The organism is Mesorhizobium robiniae, assembly GCF_040545535.1.
In the GTDB taxonomy this organism is placed as follows: Bacteria; Pseudomonadota; Alphaproteobacteria; order Rhizobiales; family Rhizobiaceae; genus Mesorhizobium; species Mesorhizobium robiniae.
This window is the reverse complement of sequence record NZ_JBEPMC010000018.1, coordinates 94,039-118,558: the sequence shown is the minus strand read 5'-3', so window position 1 is coordinate 118,558 and position 24,520 is coordinate 94,039. Positions and strand designations below refer to the sequence as shown.

General features: G+C 59.3%; 24 protein-coding genes and 8 pseudogenes. 19 read left to right on the top strand and 13 right to left on the bottom strand.

Annotated elements, in window-relative coordinates:
• The 9 genes and pseudogenes from ABID19_RS32370 to groL all read left to right on the top strand — a co-directional run.
• A pseudogene (locus ABID19_RS32370) lies at positions 1-249 on the top strand (thiazole synthase); the annotation flags it as partial.
• Complete coding sequence (locus ABID19_RS32365; protein WP_263807033.1) at positions 246-851, top strand: thiamine phosphate synthase; 606 nt, start codon at positions 246-248, stop codon at positions 849-851. The pseudogene ABID19_RS32370 and the gene ABID19_RS32365, both read left to right, overlap by 4 nt.
• Before the next feature lie 12 nt (positions 852-863).
• Positions 864-1,040: a hydroxymethylpyrimidine/phosphomethylpyrimidine kinase gene (locus tag ABID19_RS32360; RefSeq protein ID WP_263807032.1), complete on the top strand. Its 177-nt coding sequence runs from the start codon at positions 864-866 to the stop codon at positions 1,038-1,040.
• Complete coding sequence (locus tag ABID19_RS32355) at positions 1,022-1,291, top strand: bifunctional hydroxymethylpyrimidine kinase/phosphomethylpyrimidine kinase (protein ID WP_318528302.1); 270 nt, start codon at positions 1,022-1,024, stop codon at positions 1,289-1,291. The genes ABID19_RS32360 and ABID19_RS32355 overlap by 19 nt, the downstream gene beginning before the upstream one ends.
• 394 nt (positions 1,292-1,685) lie before the next feature.
• A pseudogene (locus tag ABID19_RS32350) lies at positions 1,686-2,837 on the top strand (IS701 family transposase); the annotation flags it as partial.
• 2,057 nt (positions 2,838-4,894) lie between these two features.
• Positions 4,895-5,056: pseudogene (locus tag ABID19_RS32345) on the top strand (Tn3 family transposase); the annotation flags it as partial.
• Positions 5,057-5,156: 100 nt separating this feature from the next.
• Positions 5,157-5,426 carry a hypothetical protein gene (locus tag ABID19_RS32340; protein WP_263807031.1) on the top strand — a complete coding sequence of 90 codons (270 nt, stop codon included), beginning with the start codon at positions 5,157-5,159 and terminating at the stop codon, positions 5,424-5,426.
• A gap of 229 nt (positions 5,427-5,655) precedes the next feature.
• A complete protein-coding gene (groES, locus tag ABID19_RS32335; RefSeq protein ID WP_006199659.1) occupies positions 5,656-5,952 on the top strand; it encodes a co-chaperone GroES in 297 nt (98 codons plus the stop codon).
• Between the two features lie 65 nt (positions 5,953-6,017).
• The gene (gene groL / locus ABID19_RS32330) at positions 6,018-7,673 is read left to right on the top strand and encodes a chaperonin GroEL (protein ID WP_263807030.1); all 1,656 of its coding nucleotides are present in this window, start codon (positions 6,018-6,020) and stop codon (positions 7,671-7,673) included.
• Between the two features lie 150 nt (positions 7,674-7,823).
• Here the strand turns inward: groL and ABID19_RS32325 are convergent, their stop codons facing one another.
• Complete coding sequence (locus tag ABID19_RS32325; RefSeq protein ID WP_263807029.1) at positions 7,824-8,144, bottom strand: helix-turn-helix domain-containing protein; 321 nt, start codon at positions 8,142-8,144, stop codon at positions 7,824-7,826.
• The gene (locus ABID19_RS32320) at positions 8,141-8,284 is read right to left on the bottom strand and encodes a type II toxin-antitoxin system RelE/ParE family toxin (protein WP_263807028.1); all 144 of its coding nucleotides are present in this window, start codon (positions 8,282-8,284) and stop codon (positions 8,141-8,143) included. Before ABID19_RS32320 ends, ABID19_RS32325 begins: the two co-directional genes overlap by 4 nt.
• Positions 8,285-8,814: 530 nt before the next feature.
• Between ABID19_RS32320 and ABID19_RS32315 the strand changes: the two genes are divergently transcribed.
• The gene (locus ABID19_RS32315) at positions 8,815-9,276 is read left to right on the top strand and encodes a phasin (RefSeq protein WP_263807027.1); all 462 of its coding nucleotides are present in this window, start codon (positions 8,815-8,817) and stop codon (positions 9,274-9,276) included.
• Between the two features lie 118 nt (positions 9,277-9,394).
• Complete coding sequence (locus tag ABID19_RS32310) at positions 9,395-9,697, top strand: DUF982 domain-containing protein (RefSeq protein ID WP_263807026.1); 303 nt, start codon at positions 9,395-9,397, stop codon at positions 9,695-9,697.
• A gap of 123 nt (positions 9,698-9,820) precedes the next feature.
• Here ABID19_RS32310 and ABID19_RS32305 read toward each other — a convergent pair whose 3' ends face one another.
• The 3 genes from ABID19_RS32305 to ABID19_RS32295 form a co-directional block, all read right to left on the bottom strand.
• Entirely contained in the window at positions 9,821-10,177 is a 357-nt protein-coding gene (locus tag ABID19_RS32305; protein WP_263807025.1) for a hypothetical protein, read from the bottom strand.
• Positions 10,178-10,514: 337 nt separating this feature from the next.
• Positions 10,515-11,039 (bottom strand): DUF309 domain-containing protein, encoded by a 525-nt coding sequence (locus ABID19_RS32300; RefSeq protein WP_263807024.1) that lies wholly within the window; start codon positions 11,037-11,039, stop codon positions 10,515-10,517.
• Between the two features lie 210 nt (positions 11,040-11,249).
• The gene (locus ABID19_RS32295) at positions 11,250-12,044 is read right to left on the bottom strand and encodes a hypothetical protein (protein ID WP_006199651.1); all 795 of its coding nucleotides are present in this window, start codon (positions 12,042-12,044) and stop codon (positions 11,250-11,252) included.
• 650 nt (positions 12,045-12,694) lie between these two features.
• Between ABID19_RS32295 and ABID19_RS32290 the strand changes: the two genes are divergently transcribed.
• Together ABID19_RS32290 and ABID19_RS34410 are read left to right on the top strand one after the other, a co-directional pair.
• Positions 12,695-13,012: a transposase gene (locus ABID19_RS32290; protein WP_263807023.1), complete on the top strand. Its 318-nt coding sequence runs from the start codon at positions 12,695-12,697 to the stop codon at positions 13,010-13,012.
• A gap of 163 nt (positions 13,013-13,175) precedes the next feature.
• Positions 13,176-13,254: pseudogene (locus ABID19_RS34410) on the top strand (ribbon-helix-helix domain-containing protein); the annotation flags it as partial.
• A 39-nt stretch (positions 13,255-13,293) separates the two neighbouring features.
• On the opposite strand, the pseudogene ABID19_RS32285 reads toward ABID19_RS34410, so the two are convergent.
• Positions 13,294-13,371: pseudogene (locus ABID19_RS32285) on the bottom strand (type II toxin-antitoxin system ParD family antitoxin); the annotation flags it as partial.
• Between the two features lie 1,068 nt (positions 13,372-14,439).
• Here ABID19_RS32285 and ABID19_RS32280 point away from each other — a divergent pair.
• The 4 genes from ABID19_RS32280 to ABID19_RS32265 all read left to right on the top strand — a co-directional run bounded on the left by ABID19_RS32280 (position 14,440) and on the right by ABID19_RS32265 (position 18,500).
• Positions 14,440-14,781 carry an ArsR/SmtB family transcription factor gene (locus ABID19_RS32280; protein WP_263807022.1) on the top strand — a complete coding sequence of 114 codons (342 nt, stop codon included), beginning with the start codon at positions 14,440-14,442 and terminating at the stop codon, positions 14,779-14,781.
• A gap of 39 nt (positions 14,782-14,820) precedes the next feature.
• Positions 14,821-16,158 (top strand): serine hydroxymethyltransferase, encoded by a 1,338-nt coding sequence (locus tag ABID19_RS32275; RefSeq protein WP_263807021.1) that lies wholly within the window; start codon positions 14,821-14,823, stop codon positions 16,156-16,158.
• Positions 16,159-16,211: 53 nt separating this feature from the next.
• On the top strand, positions 16,212-17,408 hold the full coding sequence (gene metK / locus ABID19_RS32270) for a methionine adenosyltransferase (RefSeq protein ID WP_263807020.1): 1,197 nt from the start codon (positions 16,212-16,214) through the stop codon (positions 17,406-17,408).
• A gap of 99 nt (positions 17,409-17,507) precedes the next feature.
• Positions 17,508-18,500, top strand: coding sequence for an adenosine kinase (locus tag ABID19_RS32265; RefSeq protein ID WP_263807019.1), 993 nt, complete (start codon positions 17,508-17,510; stop codon positions 18,498-18,500).
• 841 nt (positions 18,501-19,341) lie between these two features.
• Here ABID19_RS32265 and ABID19_RS34405 read toward each other — a convergent pair.
• From ABID19_RS34405 to ABID19_RS32245, 4 genes and pseudogenes are all read right to left on the bottom strand, one after another.
• Positions 19,342-19,532: pseudogene (locus tag ABID19_RS34405) on the bottom strand (IS701 family transposase); the annotation flags it as partial.
• Between the two features lie 19 nt (positions 19,533-19,551).
• Complete coding sequence (locus ABID19_RS32255; RefSeq protein WP_263807018.1) at positions 19,552-19,785, bottom strand: hypothetical protein; 234 nt, start codon at positions 19,783-19,785, stop codon at positions 19,552-19,554.
• A 152-nt stretch (positions 19,786-19,937) separates the two neighbouring features.
• Complete coding sequence (locus ABID19_RS32250; RefSeq protein WP_263807017.1) at positions 19,938-20,372, bottom strand: type II toxin-antitoxin system VapC family toxin; 435 nt, start codon at positions 20,370-20,372, stop codon at positions 19,938-19,940.
• Complete coding sequence (locus ABID19_RS32245; protein WP_263791813.1) at positions 20,369-20,671, bottom strand: hypothetical protein; 303 nt, start codon at positions 20,669-20,671, stop codon at positions 20,369-20,371. Before ABID19_RS32245 ends, ABID19_RS32250 begins: the two co-directional genes overlap by 4 nt.
• Positions 20,672-20,936: 265 nt before the next feature.
• On the opposite strand from ABID19_RS32245, the gene ABID19_RS32240 reads away from it, so the two are divergent.
• Both ABID19_RS32240 and ABID19_RS32235 read left to right on the top strand, forming a co-directional pair.
• The gene (locus ABID19_RS32240) at positions 20,937-21,215 is read left to right on the top strand and encodes a hypothetical protein (protein WP_263807016.1); all 279 of its coding nucleotides are present in this window, start codon (positions 20,937-20,939) and stop codon (positions 21,213-21,215) included.
• 12 nt (positions 21,216-21,227) lie between these two features.
• Positions 21,228-21,495: pseudogene (locus tag ABID19_RS32235) on the top strand (recombinase family protein); the annotation flags it as partial.
• Between the two features lie 480 nt (positions 21,496-21,975).
• Here ABID19_RS32235 and ABID19_RS32230 read toward each other — a convergent pair.
• The 3 genes and pseudogenes from ABID19_RS32230 to ABID19_RS32220 all read right to left on the bottom strand — a co-directional run bounded on the left by ABID19_RS32230 (position 21,976) and on the right by ABID19_RS32220 (position 24,496).
• Positions 21,976-22,863, bottom strand: a pseudogene (locus tag ABID19_RS32230) (IS110 family transposase).
• A 324-nt stretch (positions 22,864-23,187) separates the two neighbouring features.
• Positions 23,188-23,862 carry an SAVED domain-containing protein gene (locus tag ABID19_RS32225; RefSeq protein ID WP_263807015.1) on the bottom strand — a complete coding sequence of 225 codons (675 nt, stop codon included), beginning with the start codon at positions 23,860-23,862 and terminating at the stop codon, positions 23,188-23,190.
• Entirely contained in the window at positions 23,777-24,496 is a 720-nt protein-coding gene (locus ABID19_RS32220; protein WP_263807014.1) for a hypothetical protein, read from the bottom strand. The genes ABID19_RS32225 and ABID19_RS32220 overlap by 86 nt, the downstream gene beginning before the upstream one ends.
• Positions 24,497-24,520: the final 24 nt, after the last annotated feature.

The following is a 24,520-nucleotide window of genomic DNA, read 5'->3' as shown; positions in this document are numbered from 1 at the left end:
CCAGATGTTCCACTGATTGTTGACGCGGGGCTCGGACGGCCGTCGCATGCGGCAACCGTCATGGAGCTCGGCTTTGACGCCGTGCTCCTGAACACAGCGGTCGCCAAGGCGGCTGATCCGGTCGGCATGGCGCGTGCGTTCGGCAAGGCGGTCGATGCCGGTCGTGAAGCTTTCAGTTCGGGAATGCTCGAACCGCGCGACGTCGCCGTGCCTTCGACACCGACTATCGGCAGGGCCGTTTTTTCATGACGCTTGATCCCTTCTACCTGATCGTTGATAGCGCTGCCTGGATCGAACGACTGGTGCCGCTCGGCGTCAAGCTGGTGCAGTTGCGCGTCAAGACCATGGACGAGACCGGGTTGCGCGCCGAAATCTGCAAGGCGAAGGCCTTTTGCGCCCAACACGAATGCCAGCTCATCGTCAACGACCACTGGCGCCTGGCGATCGAGGAAGGCTGCGACTTCGTCCATCTCGGCCAAGAGGATTTGGCGGCGGCCGACCTCGCGCGGATACGGGCGGCCGGCGTGAGGCTCGGGCTCAGCACGCATGATCATGCCGAACTGGAGACGGCCATAGCGGCCAAACCCGACTACATCGCGCTCGGGCCGGTCTATCCCACCATCCTGAAGAAGATGAAGTGGGCGCCGCAAGGACTTGTGCGAATCTGCGAGTGGAAGCGCTGGGCAGCACCCATTCCCCTGGTCGCCATAGGCGGCCTCAACCCTGATCGACTTAACGGTGTTTTCGCGGCGGGCGCGGACAGCGCGGCGGTGGTCACCGACATCACGCGAAACGAGGACCCCGAGGCGCGCACGCGAGAATGGATCGAAAAGACAGGCCGATGGCGCTGAGGAGAGACCCTTATGCTTGTCGTTGGTGGGTCTGACTCCAGCGGGGGTGCCGGACTTGTGCGCGATATCGAGACGATCTCGTCCCTTGACGTCCGGACCTGCGTGGCCGTTACCGCGCTGACTGTGCAGACACATAATGCGGTCAGCGAAGTGCACCCTTTGCAAGCCCAATTGGTGGCCGACTGCTGACCGCCGGGCCTCAGGCCCTGCTGATTAAGGGCGGCCACGCCTCAGGGCCTCGATCAACGGATATTCTCGTTCGGCCCAATCAATTGCCCATGCGCTTCGACGCTCCTCGACTGGGAAGAAAGATGCGCGGCACCGGTTGTGCCCTGGCCAGCGCGATCGCCGCGTGTCTGGCGACCGGGGGATCGACTGAGGCGGCCGTGCGTCGGGCCAAGCTGTTTGTGTTGGAAAAGCTTCGGCAAACCCCAGGTTAGAATCGGGCTCGATAGGGGCTCCACGTTATCGGCGAAACGGGTGCATTTGTGAGTTCGGCTGCTTTAGACATTGCTCGCGCGCCATGCGGTAGGGCGCCGACGCCTGACGTCGAAGAAGCGCGGCCGGCCGAAAGTCTCCCATGCGTCGAAGCCATTTTTGCGCGCGTTCAATCTTACGCTATCGACTGCGCCGAGTTTACAGCAACCCGTATTTGATGCGTCAAGCTTGTTTCCAACAAGATAATATGAGATTTGAGTGCCGAATAGATGTTCGTCACGGGCTTGTTGATTCAGGCAAAACTCAAATAGAAAGAGATAAGTATTACAATTGCACTTCATAGGTAAATTACTTATTCTTTCGATTCCGTGACGGGCGGCAAAGAAGGGGTTGCTGGTGATTTTTCAATCGATTGAAACGACATTCGAGATATGGGCCTCGTCACTACGCGAGGTGCGGTCTCGGATCAGGGGGCTTTTTCCTCAGGAACGCGTGGCGATTTCGGCCGGACTGTTCCTTGAAGGCCTGCTCCGGGACGGGCATCGCAAGACCGGCTGGATGCGCGCCGAGGCCGCCGGTGACCCCGGGCCGTGGCGCCAACAGGCCATTCTGGGTCGGGGCAAATGGGATGCAGACGCCTTGCGCGACATCGTGCGCGAATACGCGCTTGAAACGCTGGCTGACAACGAAGCGGTCCTCGTGATTGACGAGACGGGTTTCATCAAGCAAGGCAAGACGTCCTGTGGGGTAGCGCGGCAGGTCTGCGGGGCGACTGGCAACATGGCCAACTGCCAGATCGGGATGTTCGCTGCCTACGCATCCAGGCATGGGCATGCTTTCGTTGATCGCGCGCTGTATCTTCCGAGAGCCTGGACGGATGATCCCGCCCGCTTGGCGCGGGCCCATGTGCCTGCCGGCACGATTTTCGCAACAAAGTCCCGGCTGGCGCTGGATATGATCGCACGCATCATCGCTGCGGACGCGCCCTTAAGCTGGGTAGCTACTGACCGCATCTACGCTGGCGTCGACATCGAGATGGCCCTGCGACGCTGGTACAAGGCCTATGTGCTCGCCGTTAACGCTAACCATCACTTCGCTTCCCGAAATCGCCTTTTTCCAGCTGACGGCACGGCCGAGGATATCGCAGGGAACCTCGAGCCCTCCCTCTGGCGGAGCTTGCCTCTGGGAGAGGCAATACAGGGCTCGGAATCATGGGCTTACTACCCGTTCACTAACTCAGACGTCGCGGAGTGCGATAAAGCCCGCTCCGGGTCTTGGATGCCGGGACTCTTGATCCGACGCGATGCGAACCGCGCTCTCTCCTACTTTTCGACATGGTCTCCAGCGGGGACCGAGATCGAAACACTGATCGCGGTGCAGCAATGTTGCAGGATTATCGAGGAAGGGCTTCGCACGGCGAAGAGTGAACTCGGCCTCGACCATAACGAAACCCGTTCTTGGCACGGGTGGCACCGCCACGTCTCGCTGGTCATGCTCGCATTCGCGATGGTGTCGACCGTTCGTCACAAGGCGAGCCACGAGCCCCCGGGAGTGGTGGGAAGGCTCATGGGGACCAGTCGCCGATTCCAACGCTTGCTGGGGACTCCCAGGAAGTCGAAAACGAGATCGCTCGGCGCCGCGTCTGCCATCCCACGGCAAGATCAATCCGGCGAATGTCGCCGCACGCCCTTGCCGAGCAATCTGCCGCTCAAAACGCAATAGTAACGTGAGTTTCATTCATGAAATTATCCGTGAAAGGGCACTCCCAGCCGTCATTCGAATCGAGGCGGGTTCGCGTGGTCCGGGAGAAATGAAGAGATTGGTCATGCGACAAAATGCCGTGATCGGTGTCACACGTCATATCGAGATATCCCGACCTTACCAAGGGCGAAGTCAGGCACTCTGACACGCACTCGAATAGCTCTCGGAGGTTTTCTTGTTCAGGAGCGAGTTTCAATTTTGTTTCAGCAAACGGTTCGGAAGGCGGGGTTCCAGTGCAACAGTCCAGAAAGTTAGAGAACTTGCAGTTTGTCCAGGCAATGTTGAGAGAAATTCGTCAGATAGTGCAGGCAGACGGTGAGAGCCTCCTGACCTATTTGCTCGACATGTCTTACCTTGAAGCCAGCGATCGAATTAGGGCCACCTGGGCCTCGAAAGGTAACAAAGCCAAGTCCGACACCCTAGATAAGTAAAAGAGCCAGCGGCCGAGCGCTCCCCGGCTAGCATCCAGGTGAGTTCCGAACGCACTGGCGAAGAAAATGGGCCGCCGCTCTGCGCTTAGCTCTACCTCGGACGGCGCATGTTGTTCGTTGAGAGCGACGGCTCAGTCCCAAATCATCGCATTTGAGACGACAAATTGCGAATAGGCTGAAGAAAAGCAATGAGCATGTATATGGCCGGGCACGTCAGTCGGCATCTTCAGCCGCTACGTCGGAGACGGATATATTGGCAAGCAACAGTTCTTCATCGTAGCCGGCCAGCATAGAGGAAGTTGGAGCCTCGTCGGCCACGTTCGGGTCAGGCAAGGGCGCGCATCACCGCCTTGGTTGATTGCCGATGCAAAAGGCCCACCGCCTGCATCCGATGGGGCTCTGTGGAACAGTCCATAGGGACTGGCTAAAGGACAGTTCAGTGACTCCGAGGATCGGCTTCAATGTGACCCTTTAGGTGAGTTATGCATTGGCCAAACAGATAAAGGAAGAAGCTCTGGTCGCCTTTCGGCAGCGCGCATGCCTCTGCGCGGCCGGGAGCCCTCGGGACCGGAGTGCGGCGGCCATTTACCGTTTGTTGAGCATATTAGCTCACTGTCAATGCGGCCATGCTAGGTATCTCGTACATGGCCAAGGCCCCGGCAACCGACCCAGTTCCGGGGCCTTTGATTCCTAAAGCCGCTTGAAGTCGGCGAGCCCGAGACGAAGTGCTCACTTCTCGCAAAGGCTCGGGCGAAGGATTTCCAGTTGGAACACTCCGGTTGGTTCCGGCTCCGTCGCAAACTCCAGCTGAGTCGCAAGGTCGGTTGAACGTCACGCCGCGCTCATGCGGCGAGGATTTTCGGCATCGCCGGCGGCCACGGAACGGTACTCGTCATCGTTGGTGCACGTTTACTTTCGTGTGGGCAGGGGCTCGGAACAGCCGGGTCGTCGGAAGATATGCCGATGCAGCGCCTGCGCAGGCTGAGGCCTCCGTCCGTTCAGGCTGAGATCAAGTTCATCGGTTCGTGTTTGAATGGACCTGCTTGCTCCACGAACCATGGCCAGCGATCGGCAGCAGAGCGGATGCGTTCGATCACGTTCAACGATTCTTGTTGGGAAATGGAAGCGCCTTTGGCGATGGCGAGCAGATATTGTCGTCCTGGACTGTCAGGGGTCTTATCGATTGTTCCCTGTGTGGACGCCCTTGTCGCCTAGTGGAAGCAGAGGAGTTTGCCCGCGGTTAACCTTTCGTTAATAATGGCGGGATAGCCAAGAAGCGTCACTGCCCACCAATGGAATGTGACCTTAAAGACCCGGCCCAATCCCTCCAGATTGGGCCGGGTCTTTTTGTTAGCGAGAGCAAGGGCCGAGAGGTAGCTCTGTGCATGACGATCGTATCGTTTTGCACGGTGTATCGCCTTGATGATCGAGGGCGTACCCCGCCATTCTACTGACATGAAAATCCAGCGTCAGGATGTCGAGAGCCACGGCCAAAGTGCGGTTGGCTTGCGTTCTGCCGACCTTCTCGGCTTCGAGCGTGCTCCGCGCCTGAATGCAATTGCCCGTCAAAAACTGGTGTCTCCCCGGCTGGCATGCGCACAAGCGCCATCAGGTGCTTTCGAGTGCGCGATTGCGCGGATGCGATGAATATGAGTGGCGGGAGCGGAGGTCTGCGATGTGGGGTGACGAAGAGATTTCGGAGCGCCGAGAAAGATCGTTGACGAAAAAGCGCTGCAGCTCCTGCCGCATGGCGCGCAGCGGCAAGCCGCTTTCCCTCGCGAATTTTCATCCCGTCCACTGCCAATGGGAATCCTTGAATGATCTGCTCCTGATGCACGACGACCTCCGCGCGGTGCTCTTCGCCGAAAAGTCACTGGGCGAACTACCATTCAGGCCCTTCCTCTTAGGCGACACCAGGCCGGAACCTCTGGCAGAGCTATTTTGAGCCGGAGGGGACGAGCGACTGCCAGCAAAGATGCAGAAAGAGCTCATGTACAGGGACCCGGTGCTTCCGCGCCGATTGCAGAATTTTTTGCTCCTCGGCCGTCCCTATTTCGTCTTGACGAGTACGAACCTACTACCTATCTCACGGTCGCGTTAGCACTCGGCATAGGCGAGTGCTAACCACGCTCCGGCAACGGAGAACCGTTCAACAGCACCAGGGACATCCAAAAATGGCAAAGTCGAATTTCCGACCGCTGCATGACCGCGTGGTCGTTCGCCGCGTCGAGTCCGAAGCGAAGACCGCCGGCGGGATCATCATCCCAGATACCGCCAAGGAAAAGCCGCAGGAAGGCGAGATCATCGCCATCGGCTCGGGCGCTCGTGACGAAGCTGGCAAGCTCGTCCCGCTGGACGTCAAGGCTGGCGACCGCATCCTGTTCGGCAAGTGGTCGGGCACCGAAGTCAAGCTCAATGGTGAAGACCTTCTGATCATGAAGGAATCCGACATCATGGGCATCATCGGCTGACACGCTGCCGCCTTTCACCCGCACCATCCAATCTGAATTTCGGGCGAAATGCCCAGGAGTAAAAAATGGCTGCCAAAGACGTAAAATTCTCCCGTGATGCTCGCGAGCGCATGCTTCACGGCATCAACATTCTCGCCGACGCGGTGAAGGTCACGCTCGGCCCCAAGGGCCGCAACGTTGTCATCGACAAGTCGTTCGGCGCCCCGCGCATCACCAAGGACGGCGTTACCGTCGCCAAGGAAATCGAACTTTCCGACAAGTTCGAGAACATGGGCGCGCAGATGATCCGCGAAGTTGCTTCGAAGACCAACGACATCGCCGGCGACGGCACCACGACCGCGACCGTTCTGGCGCAGTCGATCGTCCAGGAAGGCCACAAGGCGGTTGCCGCCGGCATGAACCCGATGGACCTGAAGCGCGGCATCGATCTGGCCGTCACCGAAGTCGTCGCCCACCTCACCAAGAACGCCAAGAAGATCAAGACTTCCGAGGAAGTTGCCCAAGTCGGCACGATCTCAGCCAATGGCGAGACTGAAGTCGGCGCCATGATCGCGGAAGCGATGCAGAAGGTCGGCAACGAAGGCGTCATCACCGTCGAGGAAGCCAAGACCGCCGAGACCGAACTCGAAGTCGTCGAAGGCATGCAGTTCGACCGCGGTTACCTCAGCCCGTACTTCGTCACCAACGCCGACAAGATGGTTGCCGATCTCGAGGACGCATACATCCTGCTCCACGAGAAGAAGCTCTCCAACCTGCAGGCCATGCTGCCGGTCCTCGAGGCCGTCGTGCAGACCTCGAAGCCGCTGCTCATCATCTCGGAAGACGTCGAAGGCGAGGCTCTGGCCACGCTGGTCGTCAACAAGCTGCGTGGCGGCCTGAAGATCGCCGCCGTCAAGGCGCCGGGCTTCGGTGATCGCCGCAAGGCCATGCTGGAAGACCTCGCCATCCTGACCGGTGGCCAGGTCATCTCGGAAGACCTCGGCATCAAGCTCGAGAACGTCGGCCTCAACATGCTCGGCCGCGCCAAGAAGGTGTCGATCTCCAAGGAGAACACCACCATCGTCGACGGCGCCGGCAAGAAGGCCGAGATCCAGGGCCGCGTCGCCCAGATCAAGCAGCAGATCGAGGAGACCACCTCGGACTACGACAAGGAGAAGCTGCAGGAACGTCTCGCCAAGCTGGCGGGCGGCGTTGCGGTGATCCGCGTCGGCGGTGCGACCGAAGTCGAAGTCAAGGAAAAGAAGGACCGCGTCGATGACGCCCTCAACGCGACCCGCGCGGCCGTGGAAGAAGGCATCGTTGCAGGCGGCGGCGTTGCCCTGCTGCGCGCTTCGCAAGCCATCACCGTCACCGGCGCCAATGCCGACCAGACGGCCGGCATCGCCATCGTTCGTCGTGCGCTGCAGGCTCCGGCCCGCCAGATCGCGGCCAACGCCGGTGCGGAAGCATCGATCGTTGCCGGCAAGATCCTTGAGAACAAGGGCGCGACCTTCGGCTACAACGCCCAGACCGGCGAATATGGCGACATGATCGCCATGGGTATCGTCGACCCGATGAAGGTCGTGCGTACGGCTCTCCAGGACGCGGCTTCGGTCGCCGGCCTGCTGGTCACCACCGAAGCCATGATCGCGGAAGCCCCGAAGAAGGAGTCGGCTGGCGGCGGCATGCCGGGTGGGATGCCCGGCGGCGGCATGGGCGGCATGGGCGGCATGGATTTTTAAGGTTCACGCCTCTCAACAATCTCGGAAAGGGCGGCAGCAATGCCGCCCTTCCTTTGGCGCGGATCCGGTCGGAATAAGTTCGGCGCTCGCGAAATTTTGGAACGACGCTCGGGCCGCCATCGGCCTTGACGCGATGTCATGATCGAGCCGTCAAGCGGCTTCAGCCACGTGTGTTGAGCGTCGAGGCTTATGGCGAACCACCAGGTCGACCTTATAGTCGAGCCGATCGAGGCAGCGCACCAGGCGATCTATCGAGAACTTGCCAGTTCGCCCGGTGACGATCGCGGAGACGTCGGGCTGTTTCATCCCGAGCAATTCAGCTGATTTGGCCTGAGTTAGGCGCCGACGCTTAATGATGGCGCGGATCTCACGGGCCAGCTTCGCCTTGAGCAATTCCTCTTCGGGATTGTCAAGGCCGAGGTCCGCAAACACGTTGCCGCCGCTCACTTCGGCGGTGATGTCTTCTGTCATGACTTTGTTCCTTTCCCATAGTTTTCGCGATAGTGCGCCTCAGCGGCCTTCGATCGCACTGTCACGAGCTCGATTTCGTGCTTGGGCGTCTCTCTGCCCTTTTTCGACTTCTTCTGGAAGCAATGAAGGATGTAGATCACGCCAGCGAAGCGGACGGTGTAGACGGCGCGATAAGGTCTCAGTCAAAGTCATCGACCACCTCCAGGATGCTGCGGCCGCCAAATCCCTTAAGGGCTTTGACCGCCGCATGCTCCTCGCCATTCTGGGCGTCGTTGATTGCAACACCCATGACACGGCGAACATCGACGGGAAACTCACGCAGGTCGTCCCTTCGACGATCCCATCCATGCTGCGGGCTTTTGGTTTTTTCATTCGCACTTGCTTTCGTATGAACGCATTTTGGAGCACACCGGCCGTTTCCAGACCGGCACAATACCGCGTCGGATAGCCGTTGATCGCGCCTTGCAAGTCCGACCAGCCTGGGCGGCCCGATATCGGTGATAGCGCCGGTTTTGCTCTTCTTTTTGATGAGCCATCCGCCCTTGCTTTACCCTTCGTGGAGACCCAACTCGCGCAAATTCATGTCAGCTTCATAAATCCGTTGCGACTATTCCGTACATAGACGATGGCGGCTTTGTTTAGCTGTCGCCCGTGGAAAAGGATCGAAAAAATGTCCAAGATCACCGGAAATACCGAAACGATCGAAAACGCCGGCTCCCCTGCCTTCGACCCATCCAAGCCTGTCGAGCAAGTCCGCGCTGTCGCCGAACAGGGCCTTGAGCGGTCGAAGGAGGCATTTTCCAAATTGAGTTCGGGCGCCGAAACGACTCAAAAGGCTTTTGAGTCGACCTTTGAAACGGCCAAGACCACCAGCAACGAGGTGTCCCAGCAGATGATTGCCTCTCTGCGGGCCAATGCCGAAGCTGGCTTCACGCACCTCGAAGCACTGGTTGCCGTGAAGTCGCCCTCCGAGTTCATCGAGGTGCAGATCGCTTTCCTGCACAAACAGATTGAAAAATCCGCCGAGCAGGCCAAGGTCCTACAAGCCTTGATGCTGAGAGCTACCGAGGATGTATCCAAGCCGATCAAGAATGCTTTTGAGATGGCTTTGAAGGAACTCAAAGCCGCCTGATTGGCTCAGGCAATCGGGACCGAAAGTCAGCACCTCGCCCACTGGGCACCTCGTCCGCGGGTGTCGATGAGGCTGCCTGTTTTAGGGAAACCAGTGGGTCAGCAATTGGGAGAAACGAATGAACCCGGAGGCTTTCAGCAGTCCACTTTTCGTGAAACGTGCAGCGTACGTCGTGCAAGAGATTGCCGGCCTTGCGGACGCTATCGATTTCCTCAACGACTGGCCTGAAGATCGCAGAGACATGATCCACGAAGCCGCCCTCAGGGCGTGCTATGATGCATACGACGGGCGAAAACCTGTAAGCGCAGCGCGTAACGCCTTTTTCGGCTTTGCAAAACGTGCCGCCATATTGGAAGATGCAACCTCCGCAATGCAGTGGCTCGCTGCCAGCGAGTCGGGCAGTGGAAAAGTCCAACTGTAGGCGTCGGCGAAGAGGGCCTCGGGAAGAAGGGCCAGCGCCGCACGGGAGGCAGCACTAGGAAACCCTGGACTTGACGATGCGTCAGTCGATGAGCGGCAGCGCCAGAGCGCAGTGACGGGGCCCTCAAGCGCCGGGCAGCGCGCCCTTCGCCGACATCTCGAAGACATCGAGCAGGATGGCCAGCCCCACGCCGCACGCGGTGAAGATGAGGCCCGCCATGAAGATGCGGTTGGCGCGTTCGTAGATGGGTCGGCGCAGCGAACTCATGTCGAGCAGCATGGACAGCGCCCGCATCTGCAGCGCGATGCCGAGCAGGATCGGCACAACGGCAACCAGGTCGTAGAATCGCCATGGCATGGGGTTAGCAGCCCAATGCGTGACGAAGCCGAGCGAAAAGGCAAGCAAGATCCCCACGACGGTGATTGTGCCGTTGCGGAAAATCGTCTCGATCAGCTCTTCCTTCGGATCGTTCTCGTCCAAGCGCCCTCCCCTCCATCAGCCGTAGCAGGTCATTGCGCGGTTAAGATTAAGCTCTCGGGGAATCCCTGTACATCACTGCCAATTAGTCAAGGGCCGAGGCCCGAGGCCGCAGGCAACCGCTTCAGGTTTGCGCTGCCCGTTGTGTCGCTTCTCGGGACGCCATGGGAATTTACCGCGAGTGAACGAAGGAACAGCGCCTGTCACTGGAGCTGCGCTCAGAGCAGTGTGAGCGCAGGGGCACGCGCGTCAGGATTGAAGCTTCTATTGTCGAACTGCCCATGACAGCCGGAAGTGCGTACAATGAAATAACGAAGGGCACGGTGGTGTCGGTCGTCCATCAGCCCTCGTATCCAGGGGCGAGAATGAAATCGAAAACCGGGTCGGGCTGGCCAAGCATCGGCTCTCGCAAAACAGCTGGGGAAGTTACGGTCGCTTCGGCGTGTACCGCGAGCGCGGCAGGTGTCATTCCGAGTGCGTCCTCAAAGGGCCGGCTCGGCAGAGACGTCACCTGACGAAAGACGGCTGCAGCTCTTGCCGCATGGCGCGCGGCAGCGACCCGCTTTCCCTCGCGGATCTTCACCCCGGCCGCTGCCAACAGGATCAATCCCTTGAAGAAAAGGCGATGCTGAGTGCTTCGTTTCGCAGCGTGCCAAAGAGGCTCCCAAGCCTCATGAGCTTCCCAGTAATAGCCGTGATTGAAAAGGTCCACACCCCATCGAAACCCCTTTGAGCTGAGGGATTCCTCGACGGCGACAACGGCCACCGGGTCGCTTTGGTAACTGTGGCCTAACGGATCGCGAACCGGATGAGGATGTTTGCCAGGCAGGTACGCGTAGCCCGGGAAATTCTTTTCGGGCAGCAAGCGAGGATGTGACATAGACCCCAGAATTCATGAAAGCACGTCAATGACAATTCATGTCACATGGAATCTGATGGGACACGGCCCTGCATTGGTTGCTGGATCCTTCCATCCCTGAGATTTCAGCTTACGCCTTACACGCACGAAGCCGGATGTTTCCGGCGGCAAAGCGCCATTCGGTAGCAACCGCCACCACCTAACCCGAACTGCCGTTCATGTGTCATGGCGGCGTTGTCGTGCCGTCACGATTCTGTCGATCATTTTTCCGAGCGTCAGTTCGCGATAGCGCTCGTCAAGGCAGCTGTCGGAAGCGAACGTCTCCAAGATTTTTAGGGGATCGACACCCAATTCATCTACGACTCTTCGGCCGTAACGATCGCTCCTTAGGTAGTTAAAAATCTCTCGGAAGCAGCGATTAACTTCCTTTATATCGCCGTCGTCCAATGCATCTCTTATGTAGACTTCCAGGATGGCAATCGTTGCATACAACTGTTTCCACGCGAATTTATCTCGCCGCATGGTGGCCGGCGACAGCATATTCGCGACTCGACTCTTGAGGCAGAGGACTGGATGCATGACAGCAACATCTGCCCGCAGCAGCTTTCCGTCCGAATCTGCTTCAAGCCGGATGACCGAAACGCCGTTTTCCAACTCGCGTTTTGTGAGACCCAGAACGCCGTGCATGAAGTCGATCTGCAACTTCTTTCCGTTGACCTCGGCCACGACAACTGCCGTGTTCGGCGTGTTCATATCATCTGCATTTGGAAGATAGACTTTCCCACCAAGCGCCTGCGCCAGGCTCTCTGCCGCCTTCTTCGTGCCGAAATAGTCGATGTCCTTACTCGTCAGTTCGGAGCTGGACGACAACTCAGGAGTTCGGTCTTGGTAGAACCATGCCCACAGGTTGGTAGCCTGGCCGCCGATGACAAATGTGGCATCATCGATCGTAAGTTTTGATGCTATCTGGAGAACGTCTACCGGGCCGAAACGCGCAGGCTCGTCACTCATCTCAACGCGACTGAGGCCCTGCGAACAAGAAGCCGGGCCTTCGACCGATCCAGGGACGAGAAAAAGCCATTCTCATCGCGAAGTTCCTTAGCGGAAATCTGCTTGGACGCAAGGCGCGCAAGGTCGACATCACGGGAACGCTGCTTCTCCGCGCGACGATCCTTCACGTTGAAATGGCCAACCTTAACGCTCACGACTACCTTCCTCGATCGAGCAATATATCTGCCCGACCTGCCTGAAAGTCAATGCGGCGGGCGGCTGCATGGCAACCAGTGTTAACCGTCACTGAAATGCGGGTGAAGCAGTTAGCGAGTTTGGCCCATGCTCGTTTACGGCTCGTTGCCTCGAAGTTAAAGAACCGATCGACTCCTGCGGCCAGATCCACTAATGGCCCGCTTATGTCAGGCAGATCCGCATACGGCGCTGATTTCGACGGCCTCCCGAAGCCGCCGCATCGCCATGTGTATCGGCGACCATCGCCTCAGGAGCCTGAACATGAGCACCCACGCCTCTAGTTCCCGCACGCCCCGCCTAGATTCTAGAACTTCCGGACCGGTGGCGTTTCATCCACGTCAATCACGACGCTGAGGCGCGGAGGTGCGAAATACCAGGACGGCCAGCACTTCCTGATGTCCCCGGGATGCCGGGACATGCCCATCCAGCACCTCGTCAAGATTGACGAAGAGAAAGCCTACGCGATCTTCCGTCAGTTCCGCTGGCCTAAGACCCAGGGCGAGCCTGTCTGCCCCCCTTGCGGCGTTCTCGACCGCTACGTACTCCGCAGGCGTCGCCGCGAGTACTCAGTCACCTCCAGCACCGTGTTCGCCTTCCGCAAGCTCAGCTTCTGCAAGATGCACCAATCGCTGGCGTTCAACGTGAGCAGTTTGAGGACGGGCCGAAGGCCGGGCACTGGTGTTGAACCAGATTTGGGCTTGGCGGGGCAGCCGCGTGCCATCGTCTTTCATTGAAAAGCACGGCCGGCGTCAGCTATTGCGACAAGGTCCGCGACATCCGCAATGATCGGCCGCCCATGAACACTTGACCCAAGCGCCTTCGGATAGCGCGGCTCGGCCAGCGTTTTGACAAACTTTGCCAAAATATGCCATGCTGGTATAGGGTACGGAGGGCACTATGGCAACGATGAACGTATCACTACCCGACCCGATGAAGGATTGGGTCGAGGGGCAAGCCAAAACGGGCCGCTACGGCTGTTAACGAGAGGCGAATTCCCATTAGCCATTGTCGCGCGGCGCTTCATGGCCGCGATTTTGTCATTTCGCTCCTGATCCCGGCGGATCAAATCGCGCACATAATCGCTCGCGTTGGCGTTTTGTCGATGATGGCCTGAAAAGGGGCGCCGGCAAACGTTCCAGGGACACGCTTTTTGCGGAAGCGGCCAAACCATTATCGGTATTGCCGAGCAGGCAGTGCACCTGTTCGGTGCTGTGCAGGTCAGAGAAGATCATGACGAGATGTTCGCGATCTTCGATCTGATCGCTGCCAATCCGCGCATGGCCCGGGAGCGGCTTGAACTATCGCCGCCAATACGTATTCAACATTCGAGGCCCATCTCATCGTCTACCTGATCGAAGCCAACGACGGCATACTCATGTCCGTGTGCGCCACGGACATGGGTCCTCATGACGACTCAGGATCGATGATCCCCCATCAGCTCTGGGATTGCCCCAAGGCTTGGGAATAGTCTGGCACAGGATAAACTTTCTGGCAGCACGACATCGGCGCAAGCCGTGCCTTTGCCATTGAGTTGACTGGAGCGTTGGTACTCAATTTCCTCCCTATCTGACTTCGACCTGGGTCATTGTCCGGCAATCAGCGTTTGTCGATCTGGCCGCCTGTCTTTACTTCCTGCTCGCAGTCGTCGATTTCGAACAGATCGATCGCCGGGATACAAAACGGCAAGCGGGATCCGCTTTTGATCCGATCCCCCCTGGTCAAGCTGTTCGCCAGTCTCGCTGCCTGACCGGCACTTCGCCAATTCGCGTGCAGACATTGCAACAGATCCTTCAAAGAAATTCATACACTCTTAGCAACACCAAATTCGTTGGAATGGTAAGCTCATCGTCGAATCCGAGGTAAGTAGGTCAAAAGCCTGGCGACACTTACTCTCAATGGTCAAACTGCAATTCTTTGCGGCAACAGCAGAAGAGCGCACATCATGGGTTTTTGAAAAACTCTACTGTCGCCTCAAAACAAGTACGCGCTCAAATACGCGCTCAAAAATAGGAGAAGTTCCTCGCGACCACGGCGATTGTCTGGTGGCCGGATTAAGCAAAAACATGATTTGGTTCGAAAGCTGCAGCATCTGCGGAGATTGCCAAATGACAAAGTCAGTAGGACGAGTGCCCTGTCTTTCTATGTGGCCTGATGTTGACCAATGATGACACTGGTCAGTCGCCTACGCACAGCAGCGCATTTGGATCGCCTTCGAATCCTGGGCCTTTGCGCGCATGCGGACCTAACTGTCTGCGAACTAGCGGAGATTCTGGGCGTGCGTCGCGAGCGGATTGTGCGACACGTCCGGCTGCTCGCCAGAGCCGACTTTCTTTGCTGCAACGAACAACGCCCGTGGCGCTCGTACCATCTGAAAGCAGGCAAGGACGGCGGGCTGGTTCAACTATTGGTCGATCTCCTGCCCCATGGCGACGGCTATCATAAACGGGACCTGCAGCGGCTCGAAGCGATCCGAGACGCGCGGCCGAAGGGACCGCCTGCCTGATCGTGAAATAAATCAATCCAAGCGGAGCGAGAAGCTACCATGGACAACACCACCGACGGCGCCATCGCGCAGCCCGAAACCTCCGCATGGTCTCCCTTGGCCGCGGTTGATCGCCGCGTTCACGAACTGCTTCTAAGACAGGAGCGGCAGGAGCGGACAACGCTCAAACTCATCGCCTCTGAGAACTTTGCCTCCTCGGCCGTTCTGGAAGCGACCGGTTCGATTTTCACGAACAAGTATGCCGAGGGGTACCCCGGTGCACGATACTACGCGGGAAACGAGATCGTCGATGAGCTTGAGAACCTTGCGATTGAGCGGTTGAAAACACTATTTGGCAGCGAGCATGCCAACGTCCAGCCTTATTCCGGCTCGCCGGCCAACCAGGCTGTCTATCGCGCGCTTTTGAGCCCCGGTGACAAAGTCATGGGCTTGCCCCTTCCGGAAGGCGGCCATCTCACTCATGGTTGGGCCATCAATTTTTCCGGAACGGACTATAAGCGGGTCCCCTATGGGCTGCACGAAAAGACGCAGCAAATTGACTATGACCGTTTGCGCGAAACAGCAAAGCGCGAACAGCCTCGGCTCATTTGGGTTGGCGGTACTGCTTATCCCCGTATCTTTGACTACGCGCTGATGGCAGAAATCGCTCTGGAGACGAACTCCTATCTCGTGGCCGACATCGCGCACATCAGTGGCCTGATTGTCGCAGGAGCGCACCCGAATCCGGTTTGCCATTGCGACGTCGTCACCAGCACCTCTCACAAATCGATCCGCGGTCCCCGCGGTGGCTTCATTTTGTCGAGGAACGAAGATCGCTATCAGGCTCTGTACCATCCCAAGAGCAAATACAATCTCGCCAGGCGGATAGATCGCGCTGTCTTCCCTCAACTGCAAGGAGGGCCTCATATGAATGTTGTCGCTGCGCTAGCTGTCGCTTTGCAGGAAGCCGCGACCCCGGCCTTCCGCAGCTACGGTCACCAGATCGTCAAGAATGCCAAGGCTCTGGCCCAGGCGCTTCTGGAGCGAGGTTATGACCTGGTCACCGGGGGGACTGACAATCACATGCTGATCCTTGATCTGCGTGATCGACCACTGTCAGGAAAAGCTTATGCCGAGCGGTTGGCAAACGCTGGCATCATTACGAACTTCAATATGGTGCCGGGCGACCCGCGCGACCCGGCGGTCGCAAGCGGAATTCGCTTGGGGTCGCCAGCAGTGACCTCAATGGGCATGCGCGAGGGGGAAATGCTGCAGATCGCCGCTTTCATTGACTTGGTCTGCCGCCAGCCCAACGATCCGGATGTTCACACCAGCGTGCGAAGAGACGTCGCCGACTTCTGCGCTGCGTTCGGGGTGCCGGGCATCACCGACATCTAAGGCGAACTCATCAAAATGCTCCATACAACTCCACACCCGAAGCGAGGCATTTCATGGCTAGGCAGTTCGTGTTCTCTTCTGAATCCGTCGGCGCGGGACATCCGGATAAATTGGCCGACAACATCTCGGATGCCATCCTCGATGCGGTCCTGCGCTCCGATCCAAAGGCGCGCGTCGCCTGTGAAGCTTTGGTGAAGACCTGTGAGGCGTTGGTCAAGACAGGGATGGTCGTTCTGGCTGGCGAGATCACCAGCGATGCGCAGGTCGATTACAGCCAAGTTGCCCGCGACACGATTCTCGATGTTGGATACGATGATGATGCCGTTGGCTTTGATGGTCGGCGTTGCGCCGTCGTCCTGGCCCTCACCGAGCAGTCGCCCGACATTAGCCAAGGCGTTGACGAGGGTCGGGGGCAGGATCTCGAGCAGGGCGCGGGGGATCAAGGCCTGATGTTCGGGTTCGCATGCAGCGAGACCGATACACTGATGCCCTTGCCGATCCAGCTCGCTCATCGCTTGACGAAAAGGCAGGAAGAGGTCCGCAAAGCAGGACAGCTTAGCTGGCTGCGTCCGGACGTGAAGTCGCAGGTGACTGTCCGCTATGAAGGTTTGCGCCCAGTGGCGCTGGATACCATAATCCTGTCGACGCAACATGCGGAAGAGGTCTCACAAGATACAGTCCGGGAAGGCGTCGTCGAGGAGATTATAAGGCCGGTCCTGCCGACCGATTTGGATACGGCGGGGATCAGGATCTTGGTCAATCCAACGGGGCGGTTCGTGGTGGGTGGGCCGCGCGGCGACTGCGGCCTTACAGGGCGCAAAATCATCGTCGATTCCTATGGTGGGATGGGGCGTCACGGCGGCGGCGCCTTTTCGGGCAAGGACCCGTCCAAGGTAGACCGCTCGGCTGCCTATGCGGCCCGCTATGTCGCGAAGAACATCGTTGCTAGCGGACTTGCGGAGGTCTGCGAGGTTCAGCTTGCTTACGCGATCGGCGTGGCCAGTCCGGTTTCTGTCATGGTCAACACTTTCGGAACGGCGAGGATTGAGGAAAAAAGGATCGAGGGCCTCGTTCTTGAGCTGTTCGATCTCAGACCGAAGGGCATTATCAAAATGCTTGATCTCTTACGTCCGATATACCGCAAGACCGCGACATATGGACATTTCGGCCGTGAAGAGCCTGAGTTCACCTGGGAGAGGACAGACAGAGCCGAAGACTTGCGGCGCGCGGCAGGGCTCGCAGCCGCATGAACGCCGACGTCGACTGGATTGTCATTTGGAAAACCCATTCCAACTCGCCAGATCCGCACGTGGCGGCAGAAAGCCGGCAGGTTCATCGCGGAGACATTGATGCCGGATTATGACGTGCTTTGCATCGGCAATGCCATTGTCGACATCATCGCCCAGTGCGACGAGGACTTCCTCGAGACCAACGGCATCATCAAGGGCGCGATGAACCTCATTGACACCCAGCGCGCCGAACTGCTCTACAGCCGCATGGGCCCGGCCATCGAAGCGTCCGGCGGCAGCGCCGGCAACACGGCGGCCGGCGTCGCCTCCTTCGGCGGACGCGCCGCCTTCTTCGGCAAGGTCTCCAACGATGCGCTGGGCCAAATCTACGCGCACGACATCCATGCGCAAGGCGTCGCCTTCGACACCAGGCCGCTCAAGGGCGAGCCGCCGACGGCGCGCTCGATGATCTTCGTCACCCCCGACGGCGAGCGCTCGATGAACACCTATCTCGGCGCCGCCATCGAACTCGGGCCGGAGGATGTCGAGCCCGACAAGGCTTCCGGCGCCAAGGTCACCTATTTCGAGGGCTATCTGTGGGACCCGCCGCGCGCCAAGGAAGCGATCCGGCAGACGGCGAAGCTGGCGCACGCGGCAGGCCGCGAGGTGTCGATGACCCTATCGGATTCGTTCTGCGTCGACCGCTATCGCGACGAGTTCCTCGACCTGATGCGTTCGGGCACCGTCGACATCGTCTTTGCCAACAGCCACGAGATCAAGTCGCTCTACCAGACATCGTCGTTCGACGAGGCGCTGGCGCAGATCCGCAAGGATTGCCGGATCGCCGCCGTGACCCGCTCGGAAAAAGGCTCGGTCATCGTGCGCGGCGACGAGACCGTGGTCATCCAGGCGACGGCGATCAAGGAACTGGTCGACACGACCGGCGCCGGCGACCTCTATGCCGCCGGTTTCCTGCATGGCTACACCCAAGGCCGCGACCTCAAGGCCTGCGGCGACCTTGGCTCCCTGGCGGCCGGATTGGTGATCCAGCAGATCGGCCCGCGCCCGCGCCAGAACCTGCGCCGCGAGGCTGAACAGGCTGGGTTGCTGTAGCGTGCGAACTAGGTCCCCACCCCGGTGCAAGCTGTCTAAGGAAAGTGCTGGCAAATCGCTATCTCAAGATCGACGTCTTGGGATCTAGAGCGACGTCGACATCCGGCCGAGACTGCCAAGACAGGCCAGCGTCCTTACGATCGTGTCCGTCGACGCACGTCGGTTCGGGCGGCTGGTGCTCCCCCGCCGCTGGCTCTCATCTGCTGCCCGCTTCGCCCTGCAGACACCAGAGAGCGAAGCCTCCACGGCCGCGAAAATCTCGGCACGGCGGCTCGATACCAGGACCGGATCGCCATTTTGGGGAGGTGATCGGTGCAGGTGCCCGACGTGGATCACGCCATCCATCTCCTGACTGTATCATAGCCATCGTCCTTTTCAGCCGGCAGAGCCTCCCGACCGCCGGATCGATGATGAAGATACCCTCTGGCGAATAGTCTCTTTTTGAAGAGTGTGACGGTCTGCGCCGTCCTACTTGTTCCGGCCTGTTGCCATGCCCTCCTGCTCCGCGCACGCGGCAAGGCGTTGTCACTCTACCGTGCAACACCCTGTGGAAATACGACAGGTGCACCAGAATAGCCCGGTCTGGGCTAAAGATTTTTCAGGCAAACCCTGAAAAACGAAACGGCAGCCCTTGGTGTTCACGCCGCCGCTTGGGCTAGTACTACAGGTTGCGCATGTCCACGCCGTTTGTAGTGACAAATGGTGGCTGCGGCCCGATGTCGTCGTCGCCATAGCGACCATGCGATGATGAAGGGCTTTTGTGTCGGTGGGAAGATGAGGATCCGGGCGAGGAGATAGCGGATCTCGGGCACGCTCGGGACGAGCCCAGCCATCCGGATCGGGCGGCGATTGGCTCCTTCAGACTTTCGTTCGGTTTGCTCCATGCGCTGCGGCGAAGATCAGCCGATAGCTTGGAGAGGAACGCCAGGGCGGCCATGCACAGGCTCATGTGGCGATGCCATCCCTGCCAGGACCGAGCCTCGCAATGATCAAGTCCGAGATCATCTTGGCGCGCCAAAAGCACTCCTCGAGTTCCTCGGGCGAGGTTTCCTCAAACCGACGATCCCCTCCACGGCGCATGGAGGACGTTCTCGGACTGCAATGCCTCGGAGCCAACACACAGCTTTTTCTCGATACGCTGCGAGCGTGGCTTCAACTGGCGGATGATTTGCCAAGGCGGCGTTTGTCCGGGGTAGGTCAGACGGATTCCGCCGACGTCCACTCCGTCCCGGTCGAGCAGCACGCGGATCAAATCTTCTCGACTCAATTTATTGTAATCAGTCATTTATTACCTCGACAGAGCCGCTAGGTGCCTGCTCCTGAATGAATTTGAAGCTAGGCTGAGCCTGCCGAGGCGTGAAACCATAGGCTTTTTGATCTGTTGCTGTGAGTCGACCTCGATAGGACCATTACATGAACAAACGGAGGTGACTACGCTCATCTCTCGACTTCCCGCAGGGGGTTAACGATATCGACTCCCTCGAAATCTTTCTCATTGTCCGTGACGACAAGGCACCCATTTCTCTCGGCAACAGCGGCGATGATCGTGTCGAGAGCGCTTCGTGGGCGGCCTTTGGCCTTGCCATCTGCCATTAGCCGCGCCCAGATCAGACCTGCTTTCTCGTCGAATGCGAGGATGCGATCCGCGAACAGAGCCTGCGGCCCTTCAGACCCAGTGAACCACTTGTCGAGTGCATCGCGCTTTCTGCCGCGTGGTTTCTCCAAAATCCCGCGTCGGATTTCCGCAACGGTCAGCGAGGCGATAAACAGGTCCTCATCGCGCTGTGACGACATCCATGCCACGAGTGATTCTGATGGCTGCGGTTTGACGACATTGCTGATGATGTTGGTATCGAGCAGGTAACGCGTCACAGGTCGACCTTGCGCCCCTCTTCGCGGGGCCGGCTGAGGTCGAGGTCCGCGCCAACCAGAGGCGAGCGACGCAACGCAGCGAGAATGCCGCCCGCTTTCGGAGACTCACCCGCCACTGCCTGCTGTACGGCCCGACGAAGCTGTCCGGCTTCCGGCCCGCCCTCCGTCAATTTCCGGGCAAGGGTTCGCAGTAGATCGCGGTCGGCGTCGAACGCCTGGATCTCGAACCGCGCGATGCCGCGCTCAGTCAGGCGAGACCGATAATTCTCGATGGCTCTCTTCTGCGCACTGTTGCTCATCGCGTGCCTCCGTTCTATATCCGGATATATAGCCGTCTTTTCCTTGGAGGGCAAGGCTGGTGAAACTGTTATGCATCCCGGTGGGTGAGGATGGCCTCCCCAAGGCATTCATGGTGTCGAGGGTTGCCACCATGACGAAACTACCCTCTTCAAAGGAAGGTGATCGCAAAAATATTTTTGCTACGACGGTAGTCGACTCGTGCCCCGCCACTACGCTGCCGTCCGCCAGAACTCGCTCCTGCGCGAAACAAGCTATTGATTCAAAATGAATTTCTCTCTTGCCAACGCGCCGTCACGTGGCATCTTCGTCGCGAAGCGGAGTGCTCCGCGCGAGGACGAGGACGCGATCGTGGTGCGACCGAGACGTACAACAGCCGAAAAGTTTGGTGTGGTCGTCGACGCGGCCCGCGAACCGGCAGTGCCTGCGTCCTCGAAGCCCGATCCACGCCTCATCGATCTGGTCCGGCTGCTGGCGCGACAGGCCGCACGGGATTTCGTACAAGCCGAAACGCATGATTGGAAGCGAGATCGCCTCCCGGAATAGGGAGGTCGCCTCATGAAGGTCGCGCTCTACGCCCGCTACTCGACTGACAATCAGCGAGACGCCTCGATCGAGGGATCAGCTGCGGCTCTGGCGCCTCCATGCCAAAAAGCAAGGCTGGACAGTCGTCGACAGCAATACCGACCGGGCGATCTCCGGCGCGTTGCTGCTGCGTCCCGGCCTTCAGGAGCTGATCAGCGATGCGATGCGGGGCAAGTTCGTCGTCGTGCTCGCAGAGGCGATCGATCGCCTGAGCCGCGATCAGGAGGATATCGCTGGACTGTTGCAATGTGTGGGAGACAGCGAAAAGTCCAACAAAAACAACCAACCGCCCAAAGCACAATGTGCTGCCTTTTATCTTGCCATCTTAATCGGTTGTGTTTGGCAATACTTTGTAATCATCGTCGTTCCTCCTTCCGTCTACGATGATAAACGACTCTATTCTCTGCGCTACGATTCCGCTTTTGAACGTCGAGTTCCGATGCGCCGTGCAATCTTCCGCGCTCTGCGACGGTGTGGTTCGGCTGCATGGTTGCAGCGCTCGGACCGTCGTGGCGCACTTTTCCATCGGACTGACGGAGCATCGTCACAGGCAATCGAGCGCGGTCCGGCCGGCTGTTCGTCGGCGCGGCAGCAGGCAAGATAACGTGCGTTCCGTCGTTCCTGGTCTGCTTCGGTTCTCATCCGCAGGGGCGGATCTCCTTGTGTCAGATGGCGTCCGTCAGCGTGCGGGCGCCATGCGTTTCAACCGCCGCCGCGCCGCTCATCGCTGCGCTCCGAGCAGGCGTCGATCCTTGATGTGGGCGCGTTGCGCGGCGTCGGTGTCACTCATGGCTGCGTCGCCGACATAGAACGTGCCGTCGCTCCACATGGCGTGCATGATCACCGCCAGCTTGCGCGCCACAGCGACACAGGCCTTGCGGTGGCAGGAGCGTTTGGCGATCTCCCGGCCCCAGCTCTTGACCTTGTCCCTGCCCTTGAAGCGCGTCATCAGTCCCGACGCCGCCTCGTAGAGCGCGCGCCGCACGTCCGCATCGCAAGCCTTCGAGATGCGGCGCTGAAGGTCGATCGAGGAGCCCGACTGCCAGCGCCGCGAGGTCAGCCCGAAGTAGGCCGCGACGTCGCGTGAGCGGCGGAAGCGTGTGGGATCGTCGATCGTCGTCATAAAGCGCGCGTCCGACCTTGCCAAGGCGGATGCCGAATGCCTTCAGCGAGTGCCTGATCGCGTTCTCCAGGTCGAGAAACTTGACCTTCAGATTGCGCCGGCGCATCAACAGAAGCTTCGTCCCGCAGCAGCTCTCTGACTTGATGTAGGCTTGGCGGAACTAGCCGGTGCACATGATGTGGGCGATGCCGAGTCTATCAGCCCTGTCGGTCTTGTTGCGCTGCGCCGACATCGCGCCGCGCACGTGCTGCGTCTCCAGGCAGATCGCCGGCAGGCCGAGTTTCTTCAGTTCCGGATGCAGACCGGCGACAGTGATCCTGCCTCGTGGCCGACGCGGCGCAGGCTCGGCAGAAACGGCTTCAGCACCGCAAACAGCGCATCGGGATCCGTCACCGCCGTCGTCACAAGTTGCACGACGCCATGATCGTCGACGACGCACAGCGCTGTCTCATCCATCGCCACGTCCAGTCCACAAAAGAGCTCTATCGTTCGCCTCCCGCGTTGCTTCAAAGGAGCAGATTTGCCGCCAAGTCGTCGGCGACAGGCGGGACGGCCGCTAGGCGTTCTGGTCTATTTAGGGTCGGTTTGATATTCACGACTGGGATCATGCCAGAGAATACATGGATAGCACGGTTGAGTGTGTCTCGTCCTGGTATGACGTCGTCGTCTCTCGAGAGACGCGACCACAATGTCGCGCAGCACAAAGCATAATGGATCAAATCCGCCATAACCGCCGCGCTTCTCCCCGGTGGAGGGCGAGCGCTGCCGCAGGCGCGATGACGATCTTGAGCGGGAGCGGCGCTTCGTCTCCTACGACACCGTGACCGGCAAGGACAGCGACACTTCGTAGCTACCCCCCCTGTTGCCATCAAAATCAAACTCATAAATCGTGACCGGCCCAATGGCGGTTGCGCGCTGGCCTAGGAAAAATGAAAAGGCCCCCGGAACAGCCATGAACAAGTGAATCCTTTGTCCCGGCGAAGTGTCGCGGACTGACCTGATCTTGGCGACCAGAGACTCTGCCAGCTCGAAGGCATGACGGCCGCAGATCACGGCGCGAGCACCCGGCGCCGTTGCGATCCGCGCGTCAAGCGTAGCGCGCGCTACGGGCAGCGACGCGGCCGCATATCCGGACACCGCCGCCGCTACGTCATGAGTGAGACTCACCGTGACGACTATCCCGTCCCCCTCCGGCATGCCGTCATGCTCACTGAAGGTCCATACCGGCCAGGCGGGATCGTGAGGCAGGTCATTGGGCGACCACACCGCACGGCCCGTAGTGCGCTGCTCCAGCTCGATAAGACGCCCCGATTTGATATTGAGCACCGAACCTGCCGCAAATGAAAGCGTGAGGTGCGCGTCGAGGACGAGCCTGAGCCGTTCGCTCTCGCGCGCGGCTTCAAGAAGGAAGTTCTTCAACGCCGGATACAGCGTCCCCTGCCAGTCCGAATCCGGCCGTATCTGGCGGTCGGCAAAACCCGGCACAGCTACGTTTCAGCCCTACGGCCAGGAAATGCAGGTCGAGAAGTTCGCGCAGTCCGTCCAGGGATTCGGACGTTTCCGAAAAAGCGAGGGTCCGCGCGAGGATGCGCAGTTCGTCGTCCGTGACACCCAGGTGATCTCGCCAAAGCTTGCGCACCTTGCCCATCGTGCTGTTATCGGTGGCGGTTCCGAAAAGCATGCCGACACGAAGTGTGTGCGACCGCTCATTCACGAGCGCGCGCAGAGGGTCGGCGCGATCAATGCGCCAGTTGCTGGCGAGCCGGAAGCGAGTGCCCATTCCATCGGGTGCGTGGTCACGCTGCGCCTTTATGGCGCGCTGCAAGTGAGACCGCGCCGTCGCCCCGAGAAACGCCGGGTCGGCCAGGCTCGCATGGCCGTAACTGTCGGGGCTGACATGCCATTTGCACTGGACATGCTCCCTGCGCAGGGGATGTCCCTCCTGATCGAGAAGAGCCGGATCATATTCGACCCACATGTCATCAAACCCGTTCGCGCCGCTTTCAAAGCCGACCTTTACGACGGGGCCATGGGGATCGAGAAGCAGCGCCGCCTTTTGCCAGAAAAGACGGGCTTGATAGGCTGCTCCATCGCGGGCGACGATAACGGCTTGGGTCACGGGCAGTCCTCCGTAAAAGCTGCG